This is a genomic window from Arthrobacter sp. 147(2020) (assembly GCF_013116715.1).
Taxonomy (GTDB): domain Bacteria; phylum Actinomycetota; class Actinomycetes; order Actinomycetales; family Micrococcaceae; genus Arthrobacter_D.
Map to the genome: position 1 here is coordinate 97827 of NZ_JABFOM010000008.1, position 20295 is coordinate 118121.

General features: G+C 64.9%; 19 protein-coding genes. 12 read left to right on the forward strand and 7 right to left on the reverse strand.

The genetic code is table 11. The annotated features are described in order from the left end of the window. The first annotated feature begins 5 nt into the window (after nt 1-5). Nucleotides 6-374, forward strand: coding sequence for a TraR/DksA C4-type zinc finger protein (locus tag HMI58_RS08195; RefSeq protein WP_171618869.1), 369 nt, complete (start codon nt 6-8; stop codon nt 372-374). A 372-nt stretch (nt 375-746) separates the two neighbouring features. On the opposite strand, the gene HMI58_RS08200 is transcribed toward HMI58_RS08195, so the two are convergent. From HMI58_RS08200 to HMI58_RS08210, 3 genes are all read right to left on the reverse strand, one after another. Then, nucleotides 747-1391, reverse strand: coding sequence for a class F sortase (locus HMI58_RS08200; protein ID WP_318779157.1), 645 nt, complete (start codon nt 1389-1391; stop codon nt 747-749). A gap of 2 nt (nt 1392-1393) precedes the next feature. Further along, nucleotides 1394-2356, reverse strand: a complete 963-nt coding sequence (locus HMI58_RS08205; protein ID WP_171618871.1) for a hypothetical protein — start codon at nt 2354-2356, stop codon at nt 1394-1396. A 203-nt stretch (nt 2357-2559) separates the two neighbouring features. After that, nucleotides 2560-3975 (reverse strand): PucR family transcriptional regulator, encoded by a 1416-nt coding sequence (locus HMI58_RS08210; protein ID WP_171618880.1) that lies wholly within the window; start codon nt 3973-3975, stop codon nt 2560-2562. Between the two features lie 161 nt (nt 3976-4136). Between HMI58_RS08210 and HMI58_RS08215 the strand changes: the two genes are divergently transcribed. Next, nucleotides 4137-5576, forward strand: a complete 1440-nt coding sequence (locus HMI58_RS08215) for a gamma-aminobutyraldehyde dehydrogenase (protein WP_171585887.1) — start codon at nt 4137-4139, stop codon at nt 5574-5576. A 15-nt stretch (nt 5577-5591) separates the two neighbouring features. Beyond that, nucleotides 5592-6968, forward strand: a complete 1377-nt coding sequence (gabT, locus tag HMI58_RS08220; RefSeq protein ID WP_171618882.1) for a 4-aminobutyrate--2-oxoglutarate transaminase — start codon at nt 5592-5594, stop codon at nt 6966-6968. A gap of 74 nt (nt 6969-7042) precedes the next feature. Here the strand turns inward: gabT and HMI58_RS08225 are convergent, their stop codons facing one another. From HMI58_RS08225 to HMI58_RS08235, 3 genes are all read right to left on the reverse strand, one after another. After that, the gene (locus tag HMI58_RS08225) at nt 7043-7288 is read right to left on the reverse strand and encodes a helix-turn-helix transcriptional regulator (protein ID WP_171585889.1); all 246 of its coding nucleotides are present in this window, start codon (nt 7286-7288) and stop codon (nt 7043-7045) included. Further along, nucleotides 7288-7929: a DUF2975 domain-containing protein gene (locus HMI58_RS08230; protein ID WP_171618884.1), complete on the reverse strand. Its 642-nt coding sequence runs from the start codon at nt 7927-7929 to the stop codon at nt 7288-7290. Before HMI58_RS08230 ends, HMI58_RS08225 begins: the two co-directional genes overlap by 1 nt. 97 nt (nt 7930-8026) lie before the next feature. Continuing rightward, nucleotides 8027-8689 carry a TetR/AcrR family transcriptional regulator C-terminal domain-containing protein gene (locus HMI58_RS08235; protein ID WP_171585892.1) on the reverse strand — a complete coding sequence of 221 codons (663 nt, stop codon included), beginning with the start codon at nt 8687-8689 and terminating at the stop codon, nt 8027-8029. 156 nt (nt 8690-8845) lie between these two features. Between HMI58_RS08235 and HMI58_RS08240 the strand changes: the two genes are divergently transcribed. The 4 genes from HMI58_RS08240 (at nt 8846) to HMI58_RS08255 (ending at nt 13682) form a co-directional block, all read left to right on the forward strand. Next, nucleotides 8846-10243 carry an NAD(P)/FAD-dependent oxidoreductase gene (locus HMI58_RS08240; RefSeq protein WP_171618886.1) on the forward strand — a complete coding sequence of 466 codons (1398 nt, stop codon included), beginning with the start codon at nt 8846-8848 and terminating at the stop codon, nt 10241-10243. Between the two features lie 5 nt (nt 10244-10248). Continuing rightward, nucleotides 10249-11208 (forward strand): universal stress protein, encoded by a 960-nt coding sequence (locus HMI58_RS08245; RefSeq protein WP_171585895.1) that lies wholly within the window; start codon nt 10249-10251, stop codon nt 11206-11208. Next, nucleotides 11205-12728 (forward strand): APC family permease, encoded by a 1524-nt coding sequence (locus HMI58_RS08250; protein WP_171618888.1) that lies wholly within the window; start codon nt 11205-11207, stop codon nt 12726-12728. The genes HMI58_RS08245 and HMI58_RS08250 overlap by 4 nt, the downstream gene beginning before the upstream one ends. 111 nt (nt 12729-12839) lie before the next feature. After that, nucleotides 12840-13682, forward strand: a complete 843-nt coding sequence (locus HMI58_RS08255) for a universal stress protein (RefSeq protein WP_171618890.1) — start codon at nt 12840-12842, stop codon at nt 13680-13682. Nucleotides 13683-13774: 92 nt separating this feature from the next. Here the strand turns inward: HMI58_RS08255 and rarD are convergent, their stop codons facing one another. Beyond that, nucleotides 13775-14749: an EamA family transporter RarD gene (gene rarD, locus HMI58_RS08260; protein WP_171585898.1), complete on the reverse strand. Its 975-nt coding sequence runs from the start codon at nt 14747-14749 to the stop codon at nt 13775-13777. Nucleotides 14750-14914: 165 nt separating this feature from the next. Between rarD and HMI58_RS08265 the strand changes: the two genes are divergently transcribed. From HMI58_RS08265 to HMI58_RS08285, 5 genes are all read left to right on the forward strand, one after another. Next, the gene (locus tag HMI58_RS08265) at nt 14915-16339 is read left to right on the forward strand and encodes an FAD-dependent oxidoreductase (RefSeq protein WP_171618892.1); all 1425 of its coding nucleotides are present in this window, start codon (nt 14915-14917) and stop codon (nt 16337-16339) included. A 54-nt stretch (nt 16340-16393) separates the two neighbouring features. Then, nucleotides 16394-16813, forward strand: a complete 420-nt coding sequence (locus HMI58_RS08270; RefSeq protein WP_171618894.1) for a hypothetical protein — start codon at nt 16394-16396, stop codon at nt 16811-16813. 128 nt (nt 16814-16941) lie between these two features. Beyond that, nucleotides 16942-18249 carry a GAF domain-containing protein gene (locus HMI58_RS08275; protein ID WP_171585901.1) on the forward strand — a complete coding sequence of 436 codons (1308 nt, stop codon included), beginning with the start codon at nt 16942-16944 and terminating at the stop codon, nt 18247-18249. Between the two features lie 107 nt (nt 18250-18356). Next, complete coding sequence (locus HMI58_RS08280; RefSeq protein WP_171618896.1) at nt 18357-19880, forward strand: aldehyde dehydrogenase family protein; 1524 nt, start codon at nt 18357-18359, stop codon at nt 19878-19880. A 9-nt stretch (nt 19881-19889) separates the two neighbouring features. Beyond that, on the forward strand, nt 19890-20285 hold the full coding sequence (locus tag HMI58_RS08285) for a DUF779 domain-containing protein (RefSeq protein WP_171618898.1): 396 nt from the start codon (nt 19890-19892) through the stop codon (nt 20283-20285). Nucleotides 20286-20295 lie beyond the last annotated feature (10 nt).

Here is a 20295-nt window from a genome sequence, read left to right on the forward strand (position 1 = left end):
GCTGGATGGCAACAGACGAAGGGTTTGGGCGGTACCGTCCGTTGCTCCTGGAGGAACTGCAGCGTGCACGGGCCAGTTCCGCAGCGCTCGCGGCGGACAGCCGCTCGGTGAGCGCTGCCCGGGACAATTCGAATGTGGACGACGAACACGACCCTGAGGGAACGACCATCGCCTCTGAGCTGTCCCAGATGTCGGTGCTCTCGCGGGCCGCGGCTACCCGTGCTGCCGAGATCCAGGCGGCATTGGAGCGGCTCGACCACGGCACCTACGGTCGGTGCGTGTTCTGTGGGGACCCGATTGCCGTGGGCCGGCTCGACGCCCGGCCGTGGACCGCGTTTTGCATCGCTCACGCGTCGTCGAGTGCCCGCGGGTAATCGGTCACACCAGAAGATCGGCCAGTTCAACGGCAATCGGGTCCAGAGCAGAGTGCACTCCGATTGCTGCCGAGTACCCGGGGGGAGCGCCAACCCACGTGAGTCTCAGATCGTCGGCGCCCGCTAAACCTGAGCCAGGAACTGCCCGAAATGGTGAGGTGGTGAGGTTCGCCGCTGAGCGGCGGACCGGGTAGGTTCCGGCAGGAACAGGTCAAGGCCTCCCAGGCCTTTCAGGATTGCCTCTACCTCCGCTGCAGGCACTGTCAGGTAGCGGGTGCAGGGTTTCGGCTTCACCGGGGCCCCCGCAGCGACTGATCTGGTGGTCCTCCGGCACGCAACGATGCCCACAGGGAGGGGTGGTCAAGGGCTCGATCATTCAGCGGGGGTCGCGGTGATCACCACGTTCTTGCCCCAGATGTCCTCCGTGTAGCAGCTGATCACCACCAGGCGGTTGGGTACGATGTCCCAGATCTCGCTGTCCTTGAGCGTGTCCTTGTCGAGGGTGGTGATCGAATCGATGACGTAATCCAGGACACCGGTCTCGGTGGTCAGCTGGATGGAGTCACCCACCTCCGTGTCCGTACTGAGCCGGTTGAAGGGGGCGTCCTTGCCCTCCCAGCTGTGTCCGGTGAGGTAGGTGGTGTCCTCGGATCCGCTGCCGGGGGACCCGAATGAGGTCAACCAGTAGGCGTCCTCGGTCAGGGGCGGAACGATCGACTGGGTGGCGAACTCCTCGGCCGAGGGCGTGAGCGGAAGGATCGACTGGTCGATCCCGGCCGCTTCCACGGTCAACCACCCTGGCGGGGATGCCGCGGGCCCCGCGGCAGGAACGGGTGGAGCGACAGTTACTTCGGGGGCAGCAGGCTGGGCGGGCGCGTACGCGACCGCCACTGCCTGCCGCTCGAATGTAACTGGTGGGGGTGATGCTGCACCAGCCACCGAGGACGCGGTAACGATCAGTGCGGCCGACAGCGCCAGGCCCGTCCAGCGGGCAGCGCGACGCCGTCGGCCGGTCACTGTTATGCCTTCGCGGATCGACGCAGCCAGACGGCGGCACCCGACAGGAGCATCAAGGCGCCTCCGGCCAGTCCGCCGATCGCCAAGGCCCCACCATCGGTCACCGAGGTTTCAGCTGCTGCGGTCTGGACGTTCAGACCCCGCCCGGCCGCTGGTGCAACGGCTCCGGGAGCGGCCGGGGTGCTGGGAACGATGGCGACGACGGGCACTTCAATTTGCTGTCCCGTGCCGGCCCCGGTTGCAGCGCAGGCGGCGATCGCGGCGTTGACCAGTACCTGGACCTCTTCCACGCTGGTACCCGGTCCGCCCAGTGCGGAGAGCACACCCTCGATTACCTCGACGGTGGCGAAGTAGTTGGTCTCGGCGGCAATCACCGCTTCGGAGTACAGTGCATTGTCGAGCGCGGTCTGCGCGTCCATCAGGGCTGCATCAGCAGCTTCGAAAGCTGCAGGAGCGGCGTCGCGTTCTGCCTGCCGTGCGGAGAGCACTGCGGTTGCGTCGGCCTGGGCGATCAGCGCCGCCGCGAGTTCCGCTTCGGCTGCCAGACGTGCTTCATCGTCGCCCTCTGCCACTGCGGCGAGCGCCAGTTCCGCTGCAACCACCCGATCATCCGCGAGGATCTTGATGGTCTGGGCGGCATCCAGCGCCACCTGGGTGGCTTCGACTGCCACGATGGCTGATTCGTAGGCCTGGATAGCCAGATCATAGGCCGCGTATTCCTCGGCGGCTGCTGCGTCAGCGGCCATCCATGCCTCGTCAAGGGCAAGGGAAGCCGCCTCCAGCGCGGTAAGTGCGGCCTTCAACTCGTAGGCCAGGGCGATATCCACCGAGGCGGAGTCGAGGGCGCCGGCCAGGGCGACCTGCGCGGTGACGCACGACCCGGAGTTCGGCGCCGCAGTGGCGGGAGTTGCAGTAATGAATGCGGAGCCGGCAACAAGCGCGGCGCAGGAGCCAAAAGTCAGCAAACGATTACGGTGTGTCATGAGAGTTCGTCTTTCCCCCGAAATGGGCCCTCAAGTCCCCCTTGAGCGGCATCCGCCGGATGCGCGTCGCTGGGTGCGGTTTGCTGTACGGCTGAAGTAATTTGACCACGCGGATTTACGAAATACCAGCAATTCTTTTAATATTCTCGAATCATCTTCGAATTAGTCTCAATTTCCTCAGATAGCTACCTCAATCCCCTGACATTCAGGGCGAGGTACAGGTGAACCCGGTCCGCGGTGACCGCCGGGTTGTACCCGCTGAGGTCCTGGATTTGCTGCAATCGATACCGCACCGTATTCCGGTGGAGCTGGAGGGCTTCGGCTACGGCAGCGACTGATCCATTCAGGGCGAGGTACCGGTCCAGGGTCACCATCAGCTCGGAGTGGTGGCGCTGATCGAATGCCACCACCGGGTCCAGGGCCTCCGCGGCCAGGTCGGCCAGGGGCACGTCCTCGCTGGCCATCAGGAGTGAGGTCAGGGACAACCGGTCGGGGGTATTGACCGGTTGGCCCCTGGTTAGCGACTCGCGGGCCTCAAAGTAGCTCCAGCGGAAACCACTCGCCTGGGCGTAGGCTCCACCGAAACCGACCTTCGCCGTCAGCCCGGCCCCATGCAGGTAAGCGCCCATCACCTGACTCAGGGCGGGGCCGTCGCCGTCGGGAATAGTGATCACCAAACGCTCATCCACCAGTGCCGCCACCCCCGATTCGAATCCTGCAGGGGTCGGAAGCGTGCGCAGTGCGCGTCGCTGACCGGAGGCAACCTCCACGATCACCACCACCTGGCGCAAACCGGTGTCGATCCCAGCACCGCCGAGGCGCGCGACGGCGTCGGGGCCTGCCAGCGTTCCCCGCACCACGTCCTGGAAGAGTTGTCCCATCACTGCGCGCTCGCTCGCCCGCCGTCGGGCCTGGTTGCTGAGCTCGACGCTGATCAGGCTCTGCGCGTAGGCCACGATGGCGTTGGGTGTGTAGGGCTCGGCGATGGCGAGGGTGCACCGGTCTTTCAGTCCCGTCGCCACCGGCAGGCGGTGCCAGTGCCCCGACGGCGGACCGGCCGGTCCCGTCCCGAATAGGCGAGTCCCGTACTGGGACAGCACGACGTCGGTCCCCAGCATCGCACCCAGCTCACGGAGCAACTGGTGAAGGCCTCCCTCGCCGAGGAGGGCGGACGCCAGGACCTGGTGGCCCTTCAATAGGTTTTCGAGCCGGGAGTAGTGGTCGGCGGAGAGCGAATCAGCAACGATTTTCCCGATGGCGATGAAGGGCGTCTCGTAGGGGACCCGGAAGACGGGGAGGCCCAGGGTGTTGGCTTCGTCGATCAGGGCCGCTGGAACCTGCTTGTGCCCCAACCCGGTGCCAAACCCGATGCCGAGTGCTCCCGACTCGTGGACCCGGCGTACAAAGGCCCGCTGCGCCGTCGTCGTCTTTTGCCGCAACCCGGTGGTCAGCACGATCTCCCCGCCGCTGAGGAAGGGGAGCGGGTCTTCCAGTTCGGTCACCGCAACCCACTGGATCGGAAGGTCGACGGGGGCGGTTGTCCCGACCGGGTGGAGATCGAGGCCAGCGGCGGTGAGCAGGGCGGGGAGCGTGATGGCCATGGCTCAACTATAGAGCGGGGTCACTGTGCGGTTGCATCACAGTGAGCCAGAGTTGTTGTGCGCATCACCCTAGGCCGCTGATCGCGTAAAGGCGTAGGGTCGGCAGTGGATTTACGCTGCGACGGGCCCGTTGTGACCCGTCAGCCCATCAGAGAAAAGGGATGAATACCGTGGTAACCACCCTCCAGAACTTCATCAACGGCGAGTTCGTGACGCCGGCCGGCACCGAACTGCTGGACATTGTTAATCCGACCAACGGCGAGGTCGTGGCGAAGGCGCCCGTTTCGCTGCAGTCGGACGTCGACGCCGCCATGACAGCGGCGGCGCAAGCCTTCACCACTTTCAAGCACGTCACCCCGAGTCAGCGGCAGCTCATGCTGCTGAAGCTCGCTGACGCGCTGGAGGCCGCGAGCGATGAACTCGTCGAGGCGCAGCACCGCAATACCGGACAGGTCCGTGACCTGATCGCCGCCGAGGAAGTGGCGGTCGGTGCCGACCAGCTGCGCTTCTTCGCCGGTGCCGCGCGCCTGATGGAGGGGAAATCCGCTGGCGAATACGTCGAGGGGCACACCTCCTACATTCGCCGCGAGCCGATCGGCGTCGTCGCCCAGGTGGCACCCTGGAACTACCCGCTCCTGATGGCGATCTGGAAGATTGGCCCCGCGCTCGCCGCAGGTAACACTGTGGTCCTCAAGCCCAGCGACACGACCCCCGAGTCAACACTCGTGCTGGCGAAGCTGACCCAGGGCATCCTGCCCGCCGGTGTGCTGAACGTGATCCTGGGGACCGGGGAGACTGGCGCTGCGATGGTGGACCACCCGGTTCCCGGCCTGGTGTCGATCACCGGATCGGTCCGCGCGGGCATCGCCGTCGCCACCGGTGCCGCCAAGACTCTCAAACGTGCCCACCTTGAGCTGGGAGGCAAGGCACCCGCCGTCGTCTTCGCCGACGCCGACATCAAGAAGACCGCGGCGGCGATCGCTGAGTTCTCCTTCTTCAACGCCGGCCAGGACTGCACCGCGATCACCCGTGTCCTGGTCCAGGATTCAGTACACGATGACCTGGTAGCCGCCATGGTGGCGCACACCGAGACGCTCAAGACGGGGAACGCCGACGATTCCAAGAACTACTTCGGCCCGCTGAACAACATCAACCACTTCAACGCGGTCAACGCGGTGATGGATGCCCTGCCGGAACACTGCAAGGTCGAGATCGGCGGCAAGCGCTCCGGCGACAAGGGCTACTTCTACGAGGCCACCATCATCACCGGTGCCCGCCAGGACGACGACATTGTGCAGAAGGAAACCTTCGGCCCGGTCATCACCGTGCAGAAGTTCACCACCGAGGACGAGGCAGTGGAACTGGCGAACGACGTCGAGTACGCCCTCGCCTCCAGCATCTGGACCACCGATCACGGAACGGCCATGCGCGTCTCCCGCGACCTCGATTTCGGGGCCGTCTGGATCAACACCCATATTCTTCTCACCGCCGAGATGCCTCACGGAGGCTTCAAGAGCTCCGGTTACGGCAAGGATCTCTCAATGTACGGCGTTGAGGACTACACCCGGATCAAGCACGTGATGAGCGCGCTGGATGTCTAGAAAGGCAGTTTCCCTATGACCACCCAAGCAACGCGGCCGCAGTTCCGGCTCGAGCAAAAACGCAAGATCATCGCAGACTTCCCCGGCCCGAAGTCCACTGAGCTCGCCGCCCGGCGTGCGGCGGTCGTCGCCAAGGGTGTTGCCTCAGGCGTTCCGGTGTATGTTGCCGACGCCGACGGCGGCATCGTGCACGACGTCGACGGTAACTCCTTCATCGACCTCGGTTCGGGCATCGCGGTGACCAGTGTCGGGGCATCGGATCCCGCCGTCGTCGGCGCCGTCAAGGAACAGGTGGAGCACTTCACCCACACCTGCTTCATGGTCACCCCCTACGAGGGCTACATCGCCGTCGCCGAGAAGCTGGCCGAACTGACCCCGGGCGACTTCGAGAAGCGCACTGTGCTGTTCAACTCGGGTGCCGAGGCTGTCGAGAACGCGATCAAGGTGGCGCGTCTGGCCACCGGCCGCACTGCCGTCGCCGCTTTCGATCACGCCTACCATGGCCGCACCAACCTGACGATGGCACTGACCGCCAAGTCCCTGCCCTACAAGGGTGGACCTGCCGGCGACTTCGGCCCGTTCGCCTCTGAGGTGTACCGGCTGCCGATGAGCTACCCGTTCCGCGAGGAGAACCCCTCGATCACCGGTGTCGAGGCAGCCCAGCGCGCCATCACGATGATGGAAAAGCAGATCGGTGCCAGCTCACTGGCTGCCATCATCATCGAACCCATCCAGGGCGAAGGCGGCTTTATCGTTCCCGCCGAAGGTTTCCTGCCCACCCTGGCCGCCTGGGCCAAGGAAAGCGGTGTGGTCTTCATCGCCGACGAGGTGCAGTCCGGCTTCTGCCGCACCGGCGCCTGGTTCGCCGTCGACCATGAGTCAGTGGTGCCCGACATCATCACCATGGCGAAGGGCATCGCTGGCGGCATGCCGCTGTCGGCCATCACCGGCCGGGCAGACCTGCTCGACGCCGTCCATCCCGGTGGCCTCGGCGGCACGTTCGGTGGCAACCCGGTGGCCTGTGCTGCAGCTCTGGCCGCTATCGAGACGATGCAGGAGCAGGACCTCATCTCGCGCGCCCAGGCGATTGAGGAGCTTGCCACCTCGCGGTTCCGTGCGTTGCAGGAGGACCTCGGTGAAGAGTCGATCATCGGTGAAATCCGTGGTCGCGGTGCGATGCTGGCTCTTGAGTTCGTGAAGCCGGGAACCAAGACCCCTAACCCTGAAGCCACCAAGGCCATTGCCGCGGCGTGCCTGCAGGAGGGCGTCATCATCCTGACCTGCGGTACCTACGGCAACGTGGTTCGGCTGCTGCCCCCACTGGTGATCGGTGATGAGCTGCTGAACGACGGCCTGGACGTCCTCGAGGCAGCCATCCGCGCCGCGAAGTAGCGCAACCCCGCATCCCCCACCCCTCCGCCGAGTGGTCGGGTCTGGTGAATCGGCCGACGCCGACCCCACCAGACCTAACGCTTCGGGGGAGGGGTTTTGCGTATCTCCAGCAGGTCCCCGACCTGACATTCCAGCACTTCGCAGATGGCCTGAAGGGTGGAGAACCTGATGGCCCGGGCCCTGTCGTTCTTGAGGACTGAAAGATTCACAATACTCATATCCACGCGGCGACCCAGCTCCGTGAGCGTCATGTTCCGGTCAGCGAGGAGCTCGTCCAGCCGGCAATGGATGTCAGTGGCCTCCGAGTCTGCGGGGGCCATTAGATCAGCCCGTCGGTGTCGCGCTGCAGCCGGGAGCCGATATGGAAGGCCCCGGCGAATAGGGCGCAGAAGACTCCAGTGATCAGGGAAATCGAGTCAGTCGGACCGAAATAGTAGCCGGTACTGAAGGGTGCCGCCGCCAGGTCGATGCCGAGGTCAGCCACGATCACTGTGTGCGCGTAGGAGAAAACTGCCGGCAGAATGAGCGAGCCAACAGTGAAGAACAGTGCGAGGATGCCTAGACCTGCCGTCATTAACCGTCCGAAAGGACGTCCACGCTGCACCCGCCGGGTGAGGTGAAGGAAGAACACCAACGACGCTGCAACGAAAAGGAATCCGACCGTCATGGTGGCCGCATAGGGCGCTATCGCTGCACCACTGACTCCTTCAACGCTCAGGGTGATGGTGTCGAAGTACGCCATTGAGACCTGTGGCCCCAGCCCGGCGACTGAACCCTCAGGGGTGACCGCTGGCAGATACAGTTCGGTTTTACCCTGCGAGGCCATTACCAGGAAAACAGTGAGCACGGCGAGGACGATCACTGTGAGAAGGCCAGTGATTACCTGGACGGTCACCAGCCCTGCTCGTTCGACAGTCTTCAACGGTGTCCGTGTGCTGGGTGGGGACGGTGTCATGGTCATGGGGTTCCTCCAGTTAACTTAACGTTTATCAATACTAACGATAAACGTTAAGTTAACGATTGTCGATAGCCTCGAGGAAACTGGTACTGCGTTGGCTTCAGGTGGCCAGTTGAGCCTTCAGTCCGATGATGAGCGCTTCGAGTCCGATCGTGAACGCTGCATCGGCGGAGTCGGCCTGCGAGCTGCCGCGCACCCGTACGGCAGCAGTGAATAGGGGATAGTCGGGTCCCAGGCTGCCGGACTCGAAGATATCTTCCGGTGCGGCGACGTCGAACGCTGACCCGAAGATGAAGGACTCCAGAGCCACGATGGCAGGAATGATGCGGTCCTCCGGCCAGCCAGCCCTGAGGAATCCCTGCGTGACCGCCTCATACATTGCAAGGGTTTCGGGAGCACCGGTGACGGGAAGGACGGCGATCACCGAAATGAGTGGCGCATGGGCGGCGAATACGCCGCGGTAGGACCAGGCCCACGACCGGACCGCCTCATCCCAGGGTGCCTCAGCAAAATCGCTGAAATCCACCTGTGCCATCACCTGGTCTTCGACCCAGCGCAGCACTTCCTGCTTGGACTCGGCGTGGTTGTACAAAGCCGAGGGCGCAACACGCAACCGGTGTGCCAGTGCGGCCATGGTCAACCCCTCGTACCCCTGGCTGGCAATCAAGCCCAACGCGGCATCGGTGATCAGATCACGGGACAGTACCCCGCGTGGCGGCCTTCCTGCGCGGCGGCGGCTCACCGGAGACCCCACTGTTCCCATGCCTGCCCCTTCGCCATCCCGTTGCTGGGGGTCAATTCTACTGCGCCCCATAACTGATCGGCCCTTTCCAAAATCGACGGGTATCGCTACAGTATCTGTAATAAATGAATGCCGTTCATTTTGTGGCCTGGGCCATACCGTCCGTGAGGGGTAATTGTGGAGCAGTTGGAACGCGACGTCGTCATCATAGGGGCGGGGCCCTCGGGTCTCACTGCCGCCTGGGAGCTGAGCAGGGCGGGATTGAGCGTTGCCGTCCTGGAAGCGCGGAACCGGGTGGGGGGACGCACCTGGACAGACACGGTTGATGGTGCGGTGCTGGAGATCGGCGGCCAGTGGGTCTCGCCGGACCAGACCGCGCTGAAGGACTTGCTGGCAGAGCTCGGGCTGGAAACCTATGAAAGGTACCGCGACGGCGACTCGGTCTACATCGGCGCTGACGGCGCCAGCACCCGCTACACCGGCGACATGTTCCCAGTCTCGCCTGACACCGAGACGGAGATGAACCGCCTCATCGAGTTGCTGGACCGGCTGGCGGCGGAGGCTGGCCCCGAGACGCCGTGGACCCATCCGGAGGCCAGGGAACTGGATACAATCTCTTTCCACCATTGGCTCCGCGAGCAGTCCAATGACGAGGAAGCCTGCAACAACATCGGCCTCTTCATCGCCGGGGGGATGCTCACCAAACCCGCTCACGCATTCTCTGCACTGCAGGCCGTGCTCATGGCCGCGTCGGCCGGTTCCTTCTCCAACCTGGTGGACGAGAACTTCATCCTCGACAAACGCGTCGTCGGTGGCATGCAGCAGGTGTCGGAACGTCTCGCTGAACGTCTGGGTGACGACGTCGTCCTGTCCAGTCCGGTGCGCACCCTGCGCTGGCACAGCGGATCGAACGACGACGGCAGCACCGACGGAAGCCACGTCACCGCCGTCTCGGACGCCGTCACCGTCAGGGCGCGCTACGCGATCATGGCCGTCCCACCGAACCTGTACTCACGGGTCTCCTACGAGCCACCCCTCCCACGACGGCAGCACCAGATGCACCAGCACCAGTCCCTGGGCCTGGTCATCAAGGTCCACGCCGTCTACACGACGCCGTTCTGGCGCGCCGACGGCCTCTCCGGGACGGGGTTCAGCGCCTCCTCGATAGTGCAGGAGGTGTACGACAACACCAACCACGAGGACTCCCGCGGCACCCTGGTGGGATTCGTCTCGGATGAAAAGGCCGACGCCATGTTCCGGCTGGACCTGGCCGAACGGCAGCGGACCATCCTCGAATCAATCGCAGGTTTTCTGGGACCGCAGGCGCTGACCCCCGAGGTCTACTACGAGTCGGACTGGGGTTCCGAGGAATGGACCCGCGGAGCGTACGCCACCAGCTACGACCTCGGCGGCCTCCACCGCTATGGACCCGACCAGCTCACCCCGGTGGGCCCCATCCACTGGTCCTGTTCGGATCTCGCGGCTGAGGGCTACCAACACGTGGAGGGAGCGATCAGAATGGGTCAAGCGACCGCCCGCAACATCCTGAGCCTTACCTCAGCCGAAGGAGCATGAAGCGCATGGACTACATCGTCGGGTACACGGCTGACGAACGCGGCCGCGATGCCGTGAGCCTCGCCGTCGCCCTCGCCCGCCGCCAGGACGCGAAGCTGCAGCTCGTCATGGTAATGCCCGAGCACTCACCCTTCAACGCCGTCTACCCGCCCGAGCGCGGGTTCGAGAGCATCCTGTCTGCCCAGCTGCAGGAGTGGCTCGCCGAGGGGCTGGCCATGATTCCCGACGACGTCACGGCCCGCGCGCATGTCATCAGCGCCGATTCGCAGGCGGGTGGCCTGATCGACGCCGCAGTGGACTCGGGTGCCTCGCTGATCATCATTGGGGCGAGTTCACGCGGGCTGCGGAAACGGTTCAACGTGGGCAGCGTCGCGGGGACCCTGCTGCACGCATCCCCGGTCCCGGTGGCCCTTGCGCCACAGGGCTACCGGCGGCTCGACCCGATCACCCGGCTCACCTGCGCCGTCGGGACCAGGGCCGGTGCGGACGAGGTCATCGCCGTCGCCGTCGACTCCGCGGCCCGGCGGAAGCTGCCCCTGAGGCTGGTTTCGCTGGTAGCACTGGACCCGTCGTCGGGCGCTGACGGAGCCGACGCTGCGGCGGTGGAGGCAGCCCACGACCACGCCAACACCCGGTTGGCCGAGGCGGCCGCCTCGCTCGCAGCAGGAGGCCAGGTCAGCGTCGAAGTGGTGCGCGGGTCGACCGTCGAGGAAGCCATCGGCGCGCTCGCGTGGGACGAAGGCGAGATCCTGCTGGTCGGATCGAGCCGGTTGGCTCAGCACAGTCGACTATTCCTCGGCGTGACTGCCAACAAGATCCTGCGGGCACTGACCGTGCCAATGGTTGTGGTGCCACGCAGCTACCGATCCGACGATATCCAGTCGCGCCAACCGGAGCGATCTGTCACGAAGCGCTCCGATGCCGGTGAGGGCAGGGACGTCCAACCTACCGAGGTGTCGCAGTGAGCACTACACAGGATTCGCCCACCGGACTGAGCAAGAAGGGTCTGAGTTCCGGGTCGGTCGGGCTGCTGGGCGCCGTCGTCATCGGCGTCTCCTGCATCGCCCCCGCCTACACCCTGACCGCGGCGCTCGGCCCCACCGTTGCAGAGGTAGGGGTGCAGCTTCCAGCGATCTTCCTCGTGGGGTTCATCCCGATGCTGCTCGTGGCCCTGGGCTACCGGGAGTTGAACAATGCAATGCCCGACGCCGGCACCTCCTTCACCTGGGCGACGCGCGCGTTCGGCCCGTGGGTCGGCTGGATGGGTGGCTGGGGGCTGATCGCTGCGACGGTGATCGTGCTGTCCAACCTGGCCGCCGTCGCCGTCGACTTCTTCTACCTCATGCTCGCCCAGCTGACCGGGAACGAGTCGCTGGCCGACCTCACCCTGAACCTGCCGCTGAACATTGCCACCACGCTCGTCTTCGTGGCCCTGGCCTGCTGGGTGTCCTACCGCGGGATGGAAACGACCAAGGCCGTGCAGTACGTGCTGGTCGGTTTCCAGCTGCTCGTCCTGGGCTGGTTCGCAATCGCCGCCTTTGCGCACGTAGCCAACGGCACCGCTTTCGACGCGACAGCCATCAGCCCCGACTGGTTCAACCCGTTCGCCGTCGAATCCTTCTCAGCCTTCGCCGCCGGGGTATCCCTGTCGATCTTCGTCTACTGGGGCTGGGACGTCACCCTGACCATGAATGAGGAAACGAAGGACCCGGAGCGGACACCCGGCCGGGCCGCCACCCTTACCGTGCTGGTCATCGTCGTGATCTACCTGACGGTCGCGCTCGCCACCCTGTCCTACGCGGGAGTAGGCGACGGCGAATTCGGTGCCGGCAACGTCGACAACCAGGGGAGCATCTTCGCCGTCCTGGCCGGACCCGTGATGGGGCCGTTCGCCATCCTGATGTCCCTGACGGTATTGAGCAGTTCAGCGGCTTCGCTGCAGTCGACCTTCGTTTCACCGGCTCGCACCCTGCTCGCGATGGGCCACTACCGGGCGCTGCCAGCGAGCTACGGCAAGATCAGCCCCACCTACAAGTCGCCGAGCTACGCGACCGTCGCCGCGGCGGTCGCCGCCTCCGGGTTTTATGTGGTCACCCGCATCGTCTCGGAAAACGCACTGTATGACACCATTACGGCGCTCGGCATGATGATCTGCTTCTACTACGGGATCACCGCCATGGCCTGCGTCTGGTACTTCAGGGCTGTCGCGTTCAGCAACGCCCGCAACATCCTGCTGAAGTTCCTGGCCCCCTTGCTCGGCGGGGTGATTCTGCTGGTGATGTTCGTAAAAACGGCCACCGACTCGATGGACCCCGACTATGGGTCCGGTTCATCGATCGCCGGGGTGGGACTGGTGTTCATCCTGGGCACCGGAGTGATCCTCCTCGGGGCAGTACTCATGGTGATCATGTACCGGGTTAATCCAGCGTTCTTCAAGGGCGACACTCTGCGGAAGGGGAGTGCACCTGCCCACGTCGAACGGTAGAACCCCACGGCCCACCAGCAGATCCACCACTGTCTGCAGCCGCGATAGGCTAGAGCAGATCTGCGGCGGTGATCCTAGGCGCCGGTCAGAATCCGAACCGGAAGGCGCCGTATGCGTTATGTAGTGGGTTTCACCAACAATGATCGTGGCCGTGATGCCCTGGCACTGGCGACGTCGCTCGCGCGCACGCAGGGTGCCAGCATCGACCTGGTGACGGTGCTGGGCCGTCCGCAGGACGGCAGTGTCGGAGCTGGCACGGGCCGTGCGATGGTCGCCCTTGAGGAAGCCATCCAGGGAATCCCCGGTGGGGTCGAAGTGGTTCCTCACGTGTTGCTCGCCGACTCGTTCGCCGAGGGCCTGCTGGAGGTTGCCTCCGACCTGGAGGCCGGGCTGATCGTGATCGGAGCGGCCAGCAATGGACTGCTGCGCCGGTTCACCGTGGGCAGCGTGGCCAATGCCGTGCTGCACTCGTCGCCTGTCCCGGTGGGACTGGCTCCCCGTGGCTACCGTCACCGCGACCGGATGACCCGGCTGTCCTGCGCCGTCGGCACCCGTGCGGGTGCGGAAGCGGTCCTGGACGTGGCGGTCGACTCGGCGGCCCGCCGGGGCATGCCACTGCGGCTCATCTCCCTGGTGGCTTTGGACGTCAACGAGCAGGCGGATACCGGGGAAGCAATCAACCTGGCCCACCAGCACGCCAACACGGTTCTCGCCCGGGCCGGGGAACAGCTGCCGGAGGGCCACGAAACGACAATCACTGTGGCCCACGGCCGGACGATCGAACAGGCCATTGACGACATTGAGTGGGATCCGGGAGAGATCGTTTTCGTCGGCTCGAGCCGGCTCGCGAAGCGGAGTCAGCTCTTCTTGGGCTCCACCGCCAACAAGATGCTGCGCGCGCTGCCCGTCCCGATGATCGTTGTTCCTCGGGACTGGAACCTGCCGGCCGCTTAGCGGCAGCCAGCAACGCCCGCCGAATCATGAGTACTGGCGACCCAGGGATGCCCTGGGTCGCCAGAGCTCACTTCTCGGCGGGGTGAATCCGGTCAGACCTTCGCGGTCTCCTCGACCACTGCGGCAGCGCGGTCGCGGCGGGGGCGGGAGTTCTTGCGGACGGTGCGCAACATGTCGATGGTGAGCATCGCCAGGGCAACCCAGACCAGGCCGAACCCGATCCAGCGCTCCAGCGGCATCTCTTCCTTGAATACGAGCAGGGCCAGCAGGAACTGCAGGACCGGTGCCAGGTATTGCAGCAGGCCGATAGTGGTCAGGGGCAGCCGCCGTGCTGCAGCGCCGAAGAAGAGCAGCGGGACGGCGGTAATCACGCCGGCGGACGCCATGATCCAGAAATGTGCGGGGCCCTCGGTGAGGACTGTCGCAGCCCCGGAGAAGGTCAGCCAGATCATGACCGCGGCCGCGATTGGGGTGAGGACGGCGGTCTCGATGCTCAGGCTCGACAGCGCATCCACCTTGGACCCGACCCGTTTCTTGACGAAGCCGTAGAAGCCAAACGAGAAGGCGAGTGTCAGGGCGATCCAGGGCACGTTCCCGTAGCCGATGGCCAGCACCACCACCGCGATGATGCCCATGGCGACCGCTGCCCACTGCAGCCTGCGCAGTTTCTCCCGCAGGACCAGGACGCCCAACAGTACCGAAACAATGGGGTTGATGAAGTAGCCGAGGGCCGCCTCGATGGCGTGGCCGGTGGTCACGCCGTACGTGTAGACGAACCAGTTCACGGCGATCAGGAGGGCGGCGATTGCCAGGGTGCCGAGGATCCGGGGATTGGACGCCGCGGCCCAGACCGTCCGCCAGGACCTCATGACGGTCAGGAGGAGCGCGCAGAACACCAGCGACCAGAGGACGCGGTTAGCGACAATCTCGATGGCCGTCGCCGGCAGCAGGATCATGAAGTACAGCGGCAGGAGACCCCAGAGGCCGTAGGCGCCAATTCCGTAGAGGATGCCCGTGGAGTTTTCGCTTCGGGGCGGGCGCTGGCTAGCGGTTTCGGTAGGGGTCACGTCGGCTCCAGCGCTCACCCGTCGTGATTTATTCCCGATGTGCGGTGGAACCTGCGATGAGACCGGCATCACCGGTTTAGACGGCACCCCGGCGGGGCATTTAGAATAGGAAACTGTGCGCTAAATGTACGTCTCGGTTTGTCCACTAGGGAAGAAGGCCAATCAGTGTCCACCTCAGCTGCGGGGCGACCGCTGCGGGTAGCGATCATCGGTGCCGGTCCGGCAGGCGTGTACGCCGCCGACATCCTGACGAAGTCCCAGGAGGTCCAGGGTGGTGACTTCCAGGTCAGCATCGACCTTTTCGACCAGCACCCTGCCCCCTACGGCCTGATCCGCTACGGTGTGGCCCCCGACCACCCGCGCATCAAGGGAATCGTCAACGCCCTGCACAAGGTGCTGGACCGGGGTGACATCCGGTTCCTGGGGAATATCAACTACGGCCGGGACCTCACGCTGTCCGACTTCCGCAAGTTTTACGACGCGGTCATCTTCTCCACCGGTGCGATCAAGGACGCTGAACTGGCCATCCCGGGAGTGGACCTCGAGGGGTCGTTCGGCGGTGCCGAGTTTGTCTCCTGGTATGACGGCCACCCTGATGTCCCCCGCGACTGGCCACTGGACGCCCGGGAGATCGCTGTCATCGGGAACGGAAACGTCGCCCTCGACGTCGCCCGGGTGCTGTCCAAGCATGCCGACGATCTGCTCGCCACCGAGATCCCCGACAACGTCTACGCCGGGCTGAAGGCATCCCCGGTCACCGACGTGCACGTCTTCGGCCGGCGCGGGCCGGCGCAGGTGAAGTTCACCCCACTGGAACTGCGTGAACTCTCGCACTCCCGCGACGTGGACATCGTGCTCTACCCGGAGGACTTTGACTTCGACGAAGCCTCCGAACAGCAGATCGCCAGCAACAACCAGACCAAGACAATGGTGAAGACCCTCACCAACTGGTTGGTCGACGACGAACCGACCGGTGCCTCACGCCGGTTGCACCTCCACTTCCTGCACTCACCTGTCGAGATCACCGACTCCCCGGAAACTCCCGGCAAGGTCGCCAACGTGCGGTTCGAACGGACCGCGCTGACCGGGGAAGGGACCGTGCGGGGCACCGGCGAGTTCATCGACTACCCGGTGCAGGCGGTCTACCGTGCCATCGGTTACTTCGGGTCGGAACTGCCCGAGGTGGGATTCGACAGCCAGCGCGGTGTCATCCCCAACGAGGGTGGCCGGGTCATCGATCAGGAGGGCACCCCCGTCCCCGGCATCTACGCCACGGGCTGGATCAAGCGGGGCCCGGTGGGCCTCATCGGCCATACCAAGGGCGACGCATTGGAGACCATCGGGTTTCTCCTCGAGGACCGGTTGAACCTTCCCCCGGCCCAGTACCCGTCTGAAGACGCCATCATCGACCTGCTCACCGAGCGCGGAATCCGGTACACCACCTGGGAAGGCTGGCTCAAGCTAGATGCCCACGAGCTGAAGCTCGGTGCCAACTTTGTGTACGACGGCGGCACCAACACCGAGCTGGTCAGGGAACGGGTGAAGGTGGTCCCGCGGGACGAGATGATCGCCATTTCCCGCGACGAGTAGCCGGCTTAGTCCTGCCAGCGCCGGTGGCACCATCGACAGATCTAGACTGGGTCAATGACACGCAGGCACATGCAGCTAGCTCTTGTCCTCGCCGGTGCGGCGCTCACCGTCGGGTGCAGCGGCGCCGAAGCTGAGCCCGACCTCGGCTCCCAACCGCTCGCGACCTACAGCAACCCCGACAAAAGCGGTGAGCAAGCCGGGATTTCCGGCAGGCTGGTGCTTGAGGAGGGGTGTGTCTATCTGACCAGCCCCGAATTCTCCGAGCGGTGGGTGCCGGTCTTCCGCGCCGAATCAAACCCCGAGTGGCGTGACGGGACCCTCATCTTCGACGGCGAGGAGTACTCAGGCGATGAACCAGTTGGCCTGGGTGGCAGCGAATGGGCCCGCGACGACGCGGACCTGTCCATTCCCGACGCCTGTGATGATTCTCCCCGCTGGGCCGCCTGGCAGGTCATGCCAGGTGACGCGCTCTAGGCCCTCCGGGTCCGCCGACCTTGAGGGCCGGAGCAAAGAAAAAGCGTGAGACACCCGCGACAGCGGGACGCCGCCGGCACTAGACTGATCCCACCCCACCGGCGGGGAGACCATGAAGCGGAGTGTCGATGACGCAGCAGCAACTGCCGATTCCGGGGGGACTCACGTCGAGAACCCTGCAGCAGTACGCCCACCGTGCACACGAACGGCTCGGTAGCGCCCCTCCCTCCGGTGTGCGCTCGCTCGTCAGGGATTCCTGGCTCCGATCTCTGCAGCACCTGCCCAGCCCCGACGCCGCCCAGGCCCCCCTGTTCTATACGGACGAGGAGCTCGAGGCCTACCGCCGGGGGCACCCCCTCGCGGCGGTCCTGCCCATCATCCGCAAGCTCCTGGTCCAGCCGAGTCTCGACAGCGGGCTGCTGGTCGCGGTGGGCGACGCGGACGGGCGTCTGCTCTGGGTGGAGGGAGACCGCGAACTTCGCCGTCGGGCCGAGGGGATGATGTTCGTCGCGGGCTCGGACTGGTCCGAGTCGGTTGTTGGAACCTGCGCTCCAGGCACCGCACTGGCGCTCGGACGCAGCGTACAGATTGCCGGGGCCGAGCACTTTAGCCCCCAGGTGCATCCGTGGAGCTGCACTGCCGTTCCGGTCCATGACCCGGATTCGGGGACCGTGCTGGGCGTGGTGGACATTACCGGCACCGATGACGCAGTGGCAGTCCACACGCTGTCCCTTGTTGAGGCAACCGTCGCTGCGGCCGAAGCGCATCTCAGCCTGCACCGGCTGCAGGCAAGCCAGCCGGCACGGAAGCTGGCGGCAGCGAAAACACACTCCGTCTACCGGGAGGGGCTGCAGGTCCTGGGAAGGGATCACGGGGTCATTCAGGTGGGCCGACGGTCGGTGGAGCTCAGCGCCAGGCACGCCGAGCTCATCACCCTGCTTGCCTTGCACCCCAGCGGCCTGAGCGCGGACCAGCTCGCGGCGATGGCCTATCCGGAGCACGTCTCGGTCACCACCGTGAGGGCCGAAATGCTGCGCCTGCGGCGGGTGCTGAATCACCAGTTACCGTCCCTGGTGCCACGCTCGCGGCCCTACCGCCTGCCCCGCGAGCTGACGGTCGACGCGTCACAGGTGCTGGACTACCTGCAGCGGGGAGCACACCGGATGGCGCTCAACCTGTACCGCGGTCCCGTGCTGCCCCGGTCCGAGGCGCCGTCGATCGTGCGCCTGCGCACCGAGGTCAGCTTCCTGCTCCGCGAGGCGGTACTCAACGATGGTTCCGCCGACGCCGTCCTCCAATACCTCCAGCTCGCTGAGGCCCAGGACGATGCCGAGGCATGGACCGCTGCCCTGAAGGTCCTGCCCCCGCGTTCGCCGCGCCGGGCCGCCGTGGTCGCGCACGTTGAAAGGCTGGATGCCGAACTGGAATTGCGCTGACGCCTGATGGGCCCTTGAGGGGAGTGCAACCCCAGTGCAACTGGAGCCCGCCTACAGTTCGGAAGGAGGACGACGACGTCCTTTTCGGAACCCAAGGAGTCAAAACGATGACTGTTTACGCCCAGCCCGGCCAAGACGGATCCAAAATTACCTTCAAGCCGCGGTACGAGAACTGGATCGGCGGCGAATGGGTGGCCCCCATCAAGGGCCAGTACTTCGAGAACATTTCCCCCGTCAACGGCAAGGCCTTTTGCGAGGTAGCCCGGGGTACCGCCGAGGACATCGAACTGGCCCTCGATGCCGCCCATAAGGCCGCCCCCGCGTGGGGCAAGACATCGGTAGCCGAACGTGCTGCGATCCTCAACCGGGTCGCGGACCGGATTGACGAGAATCTGGAAATGCTGGCAGTGGCCGAAACCTGGGACAACGGCAAACCCATCAGGGAAGTCCTCGCGGCTGATCTGCCGCTGGCCGCCGATCATTTCCGCTACTTTGCCAGCGCCGTCCGCGCCCAGGAGGGACGACTGTCCCAGCTGGATGACGACATGACCGCCTATCATTACCACGAACCGCTCGGCGTGGTGGGGCAGATCATCCCCTGGAACTTTCCGATCCTGATGGCCACCTGGAAGCTGGCGCCCGCGCTTGCGGCAGGCAACGCCGTCGTCCTCAAACCGGCCGAGCAGACCCCCACCTCGATCCTGGTCCTGATGGAGCTTCTCAGCGACATTTTGCCACCGGGCGTGCTGAACGTGGTGAACGGGTTCGGGGTGGAGGCCGGCAAGCCGCTGGCGTCCTCGAAGCGGATCCGCAAGATCGCTTTCACCGGTGAAACCACCACCGGACGGCTGATCAGCCAGTACGCCAGCCAGAACCTCATTCCCGTCACGCTGGAACTCGGGGGCAAGAGCCCCAACATTTTCTTCGGCGACGTCTCGGACAAGAACGACGCGTTCTACGACAAGGCGCTGGAAGGCTTTGCGCTGTTCGCGTTCAACCAGGGCGAGGTATGCACCTGCCCGTCGCGTGCACTGGTGCAGGACTCCATGTACGACTCCTTCATGGCGGACGCCGTTGCCCGCACCGAGAAGATGATTCAGGGCAACCCGCTGGACACCGACACCCAGGTGGGTGCGCAGGCCTCCAACGACCAACTGGAGAAGATCCTCTCCTACTTCGACATCGGACGGCAGGAAGGGGCGAAAATCCTCATCGGAGGCGAGCGGATCACGCTCGACGGCGATCTCTCCGAAGGTTTCTACGTCAAACCGACGATCTTTGAGGGAACCAACTCCATGCGGGTGTTCCAGGAGGAGATTTTCGGTCCAGTGGTGTCAGTGACCCGGTTCAGCGACTACGCCGAAGCGCTCCAGATCGCCAACGACACCCTCTATGGGCTGGGCGCCGGCGTGTGGTCCCGCAACGGCAATGTGGCCTACCGTGCCGGCCGGGAGATCCAGGCGGGCCGGGTCTGGGTGAACAACTACCACGCCTACCCGGCAGGTGCGGCGTTCGGCGGCTACAAATCGTCAGGCATTGGCCGCGAGAACCACACGATGATGCTGGACCACTACCAGCAGACGAAGAACCTGTTGGTCAGCTACAGCGAAGACAAACTCGGTTTCTTCTAAGGAGCAGGTGTGAGCGTCGAAGCCAGCATTGTCCTACCCGGTGAGGACTTCTCGCGGGTAGCGCTGACCGGGCAAGCCGTGGAGTTGCTGCGGAAACTGTGGGACATCCACGGACCGTTGATGTTCCACCAGTCGGGCGGCTGCTGCGATGGATCATCGCCGATGTGCTACCCGGCGGGGGAGTTCATCACCGCCGAGGCGGACGTCCTGCTGGGCGTCCTGGACGTCGGTGGTGGAGTCCCTGGGGAGACGCAACTGATCGAGTTCTGGATGTCCCGTGAACAGTTCGAGTACTGGAAGCACACTCATCTGACGGTCGACGTGGTCACCGGCCGGGGGAGCGGTTTCTCGGTCGAGGCTCCGGAGGGGAAGCGTTTCCTCATCCGTTCCCGGTTGATGTTCTAGCCACCGCATC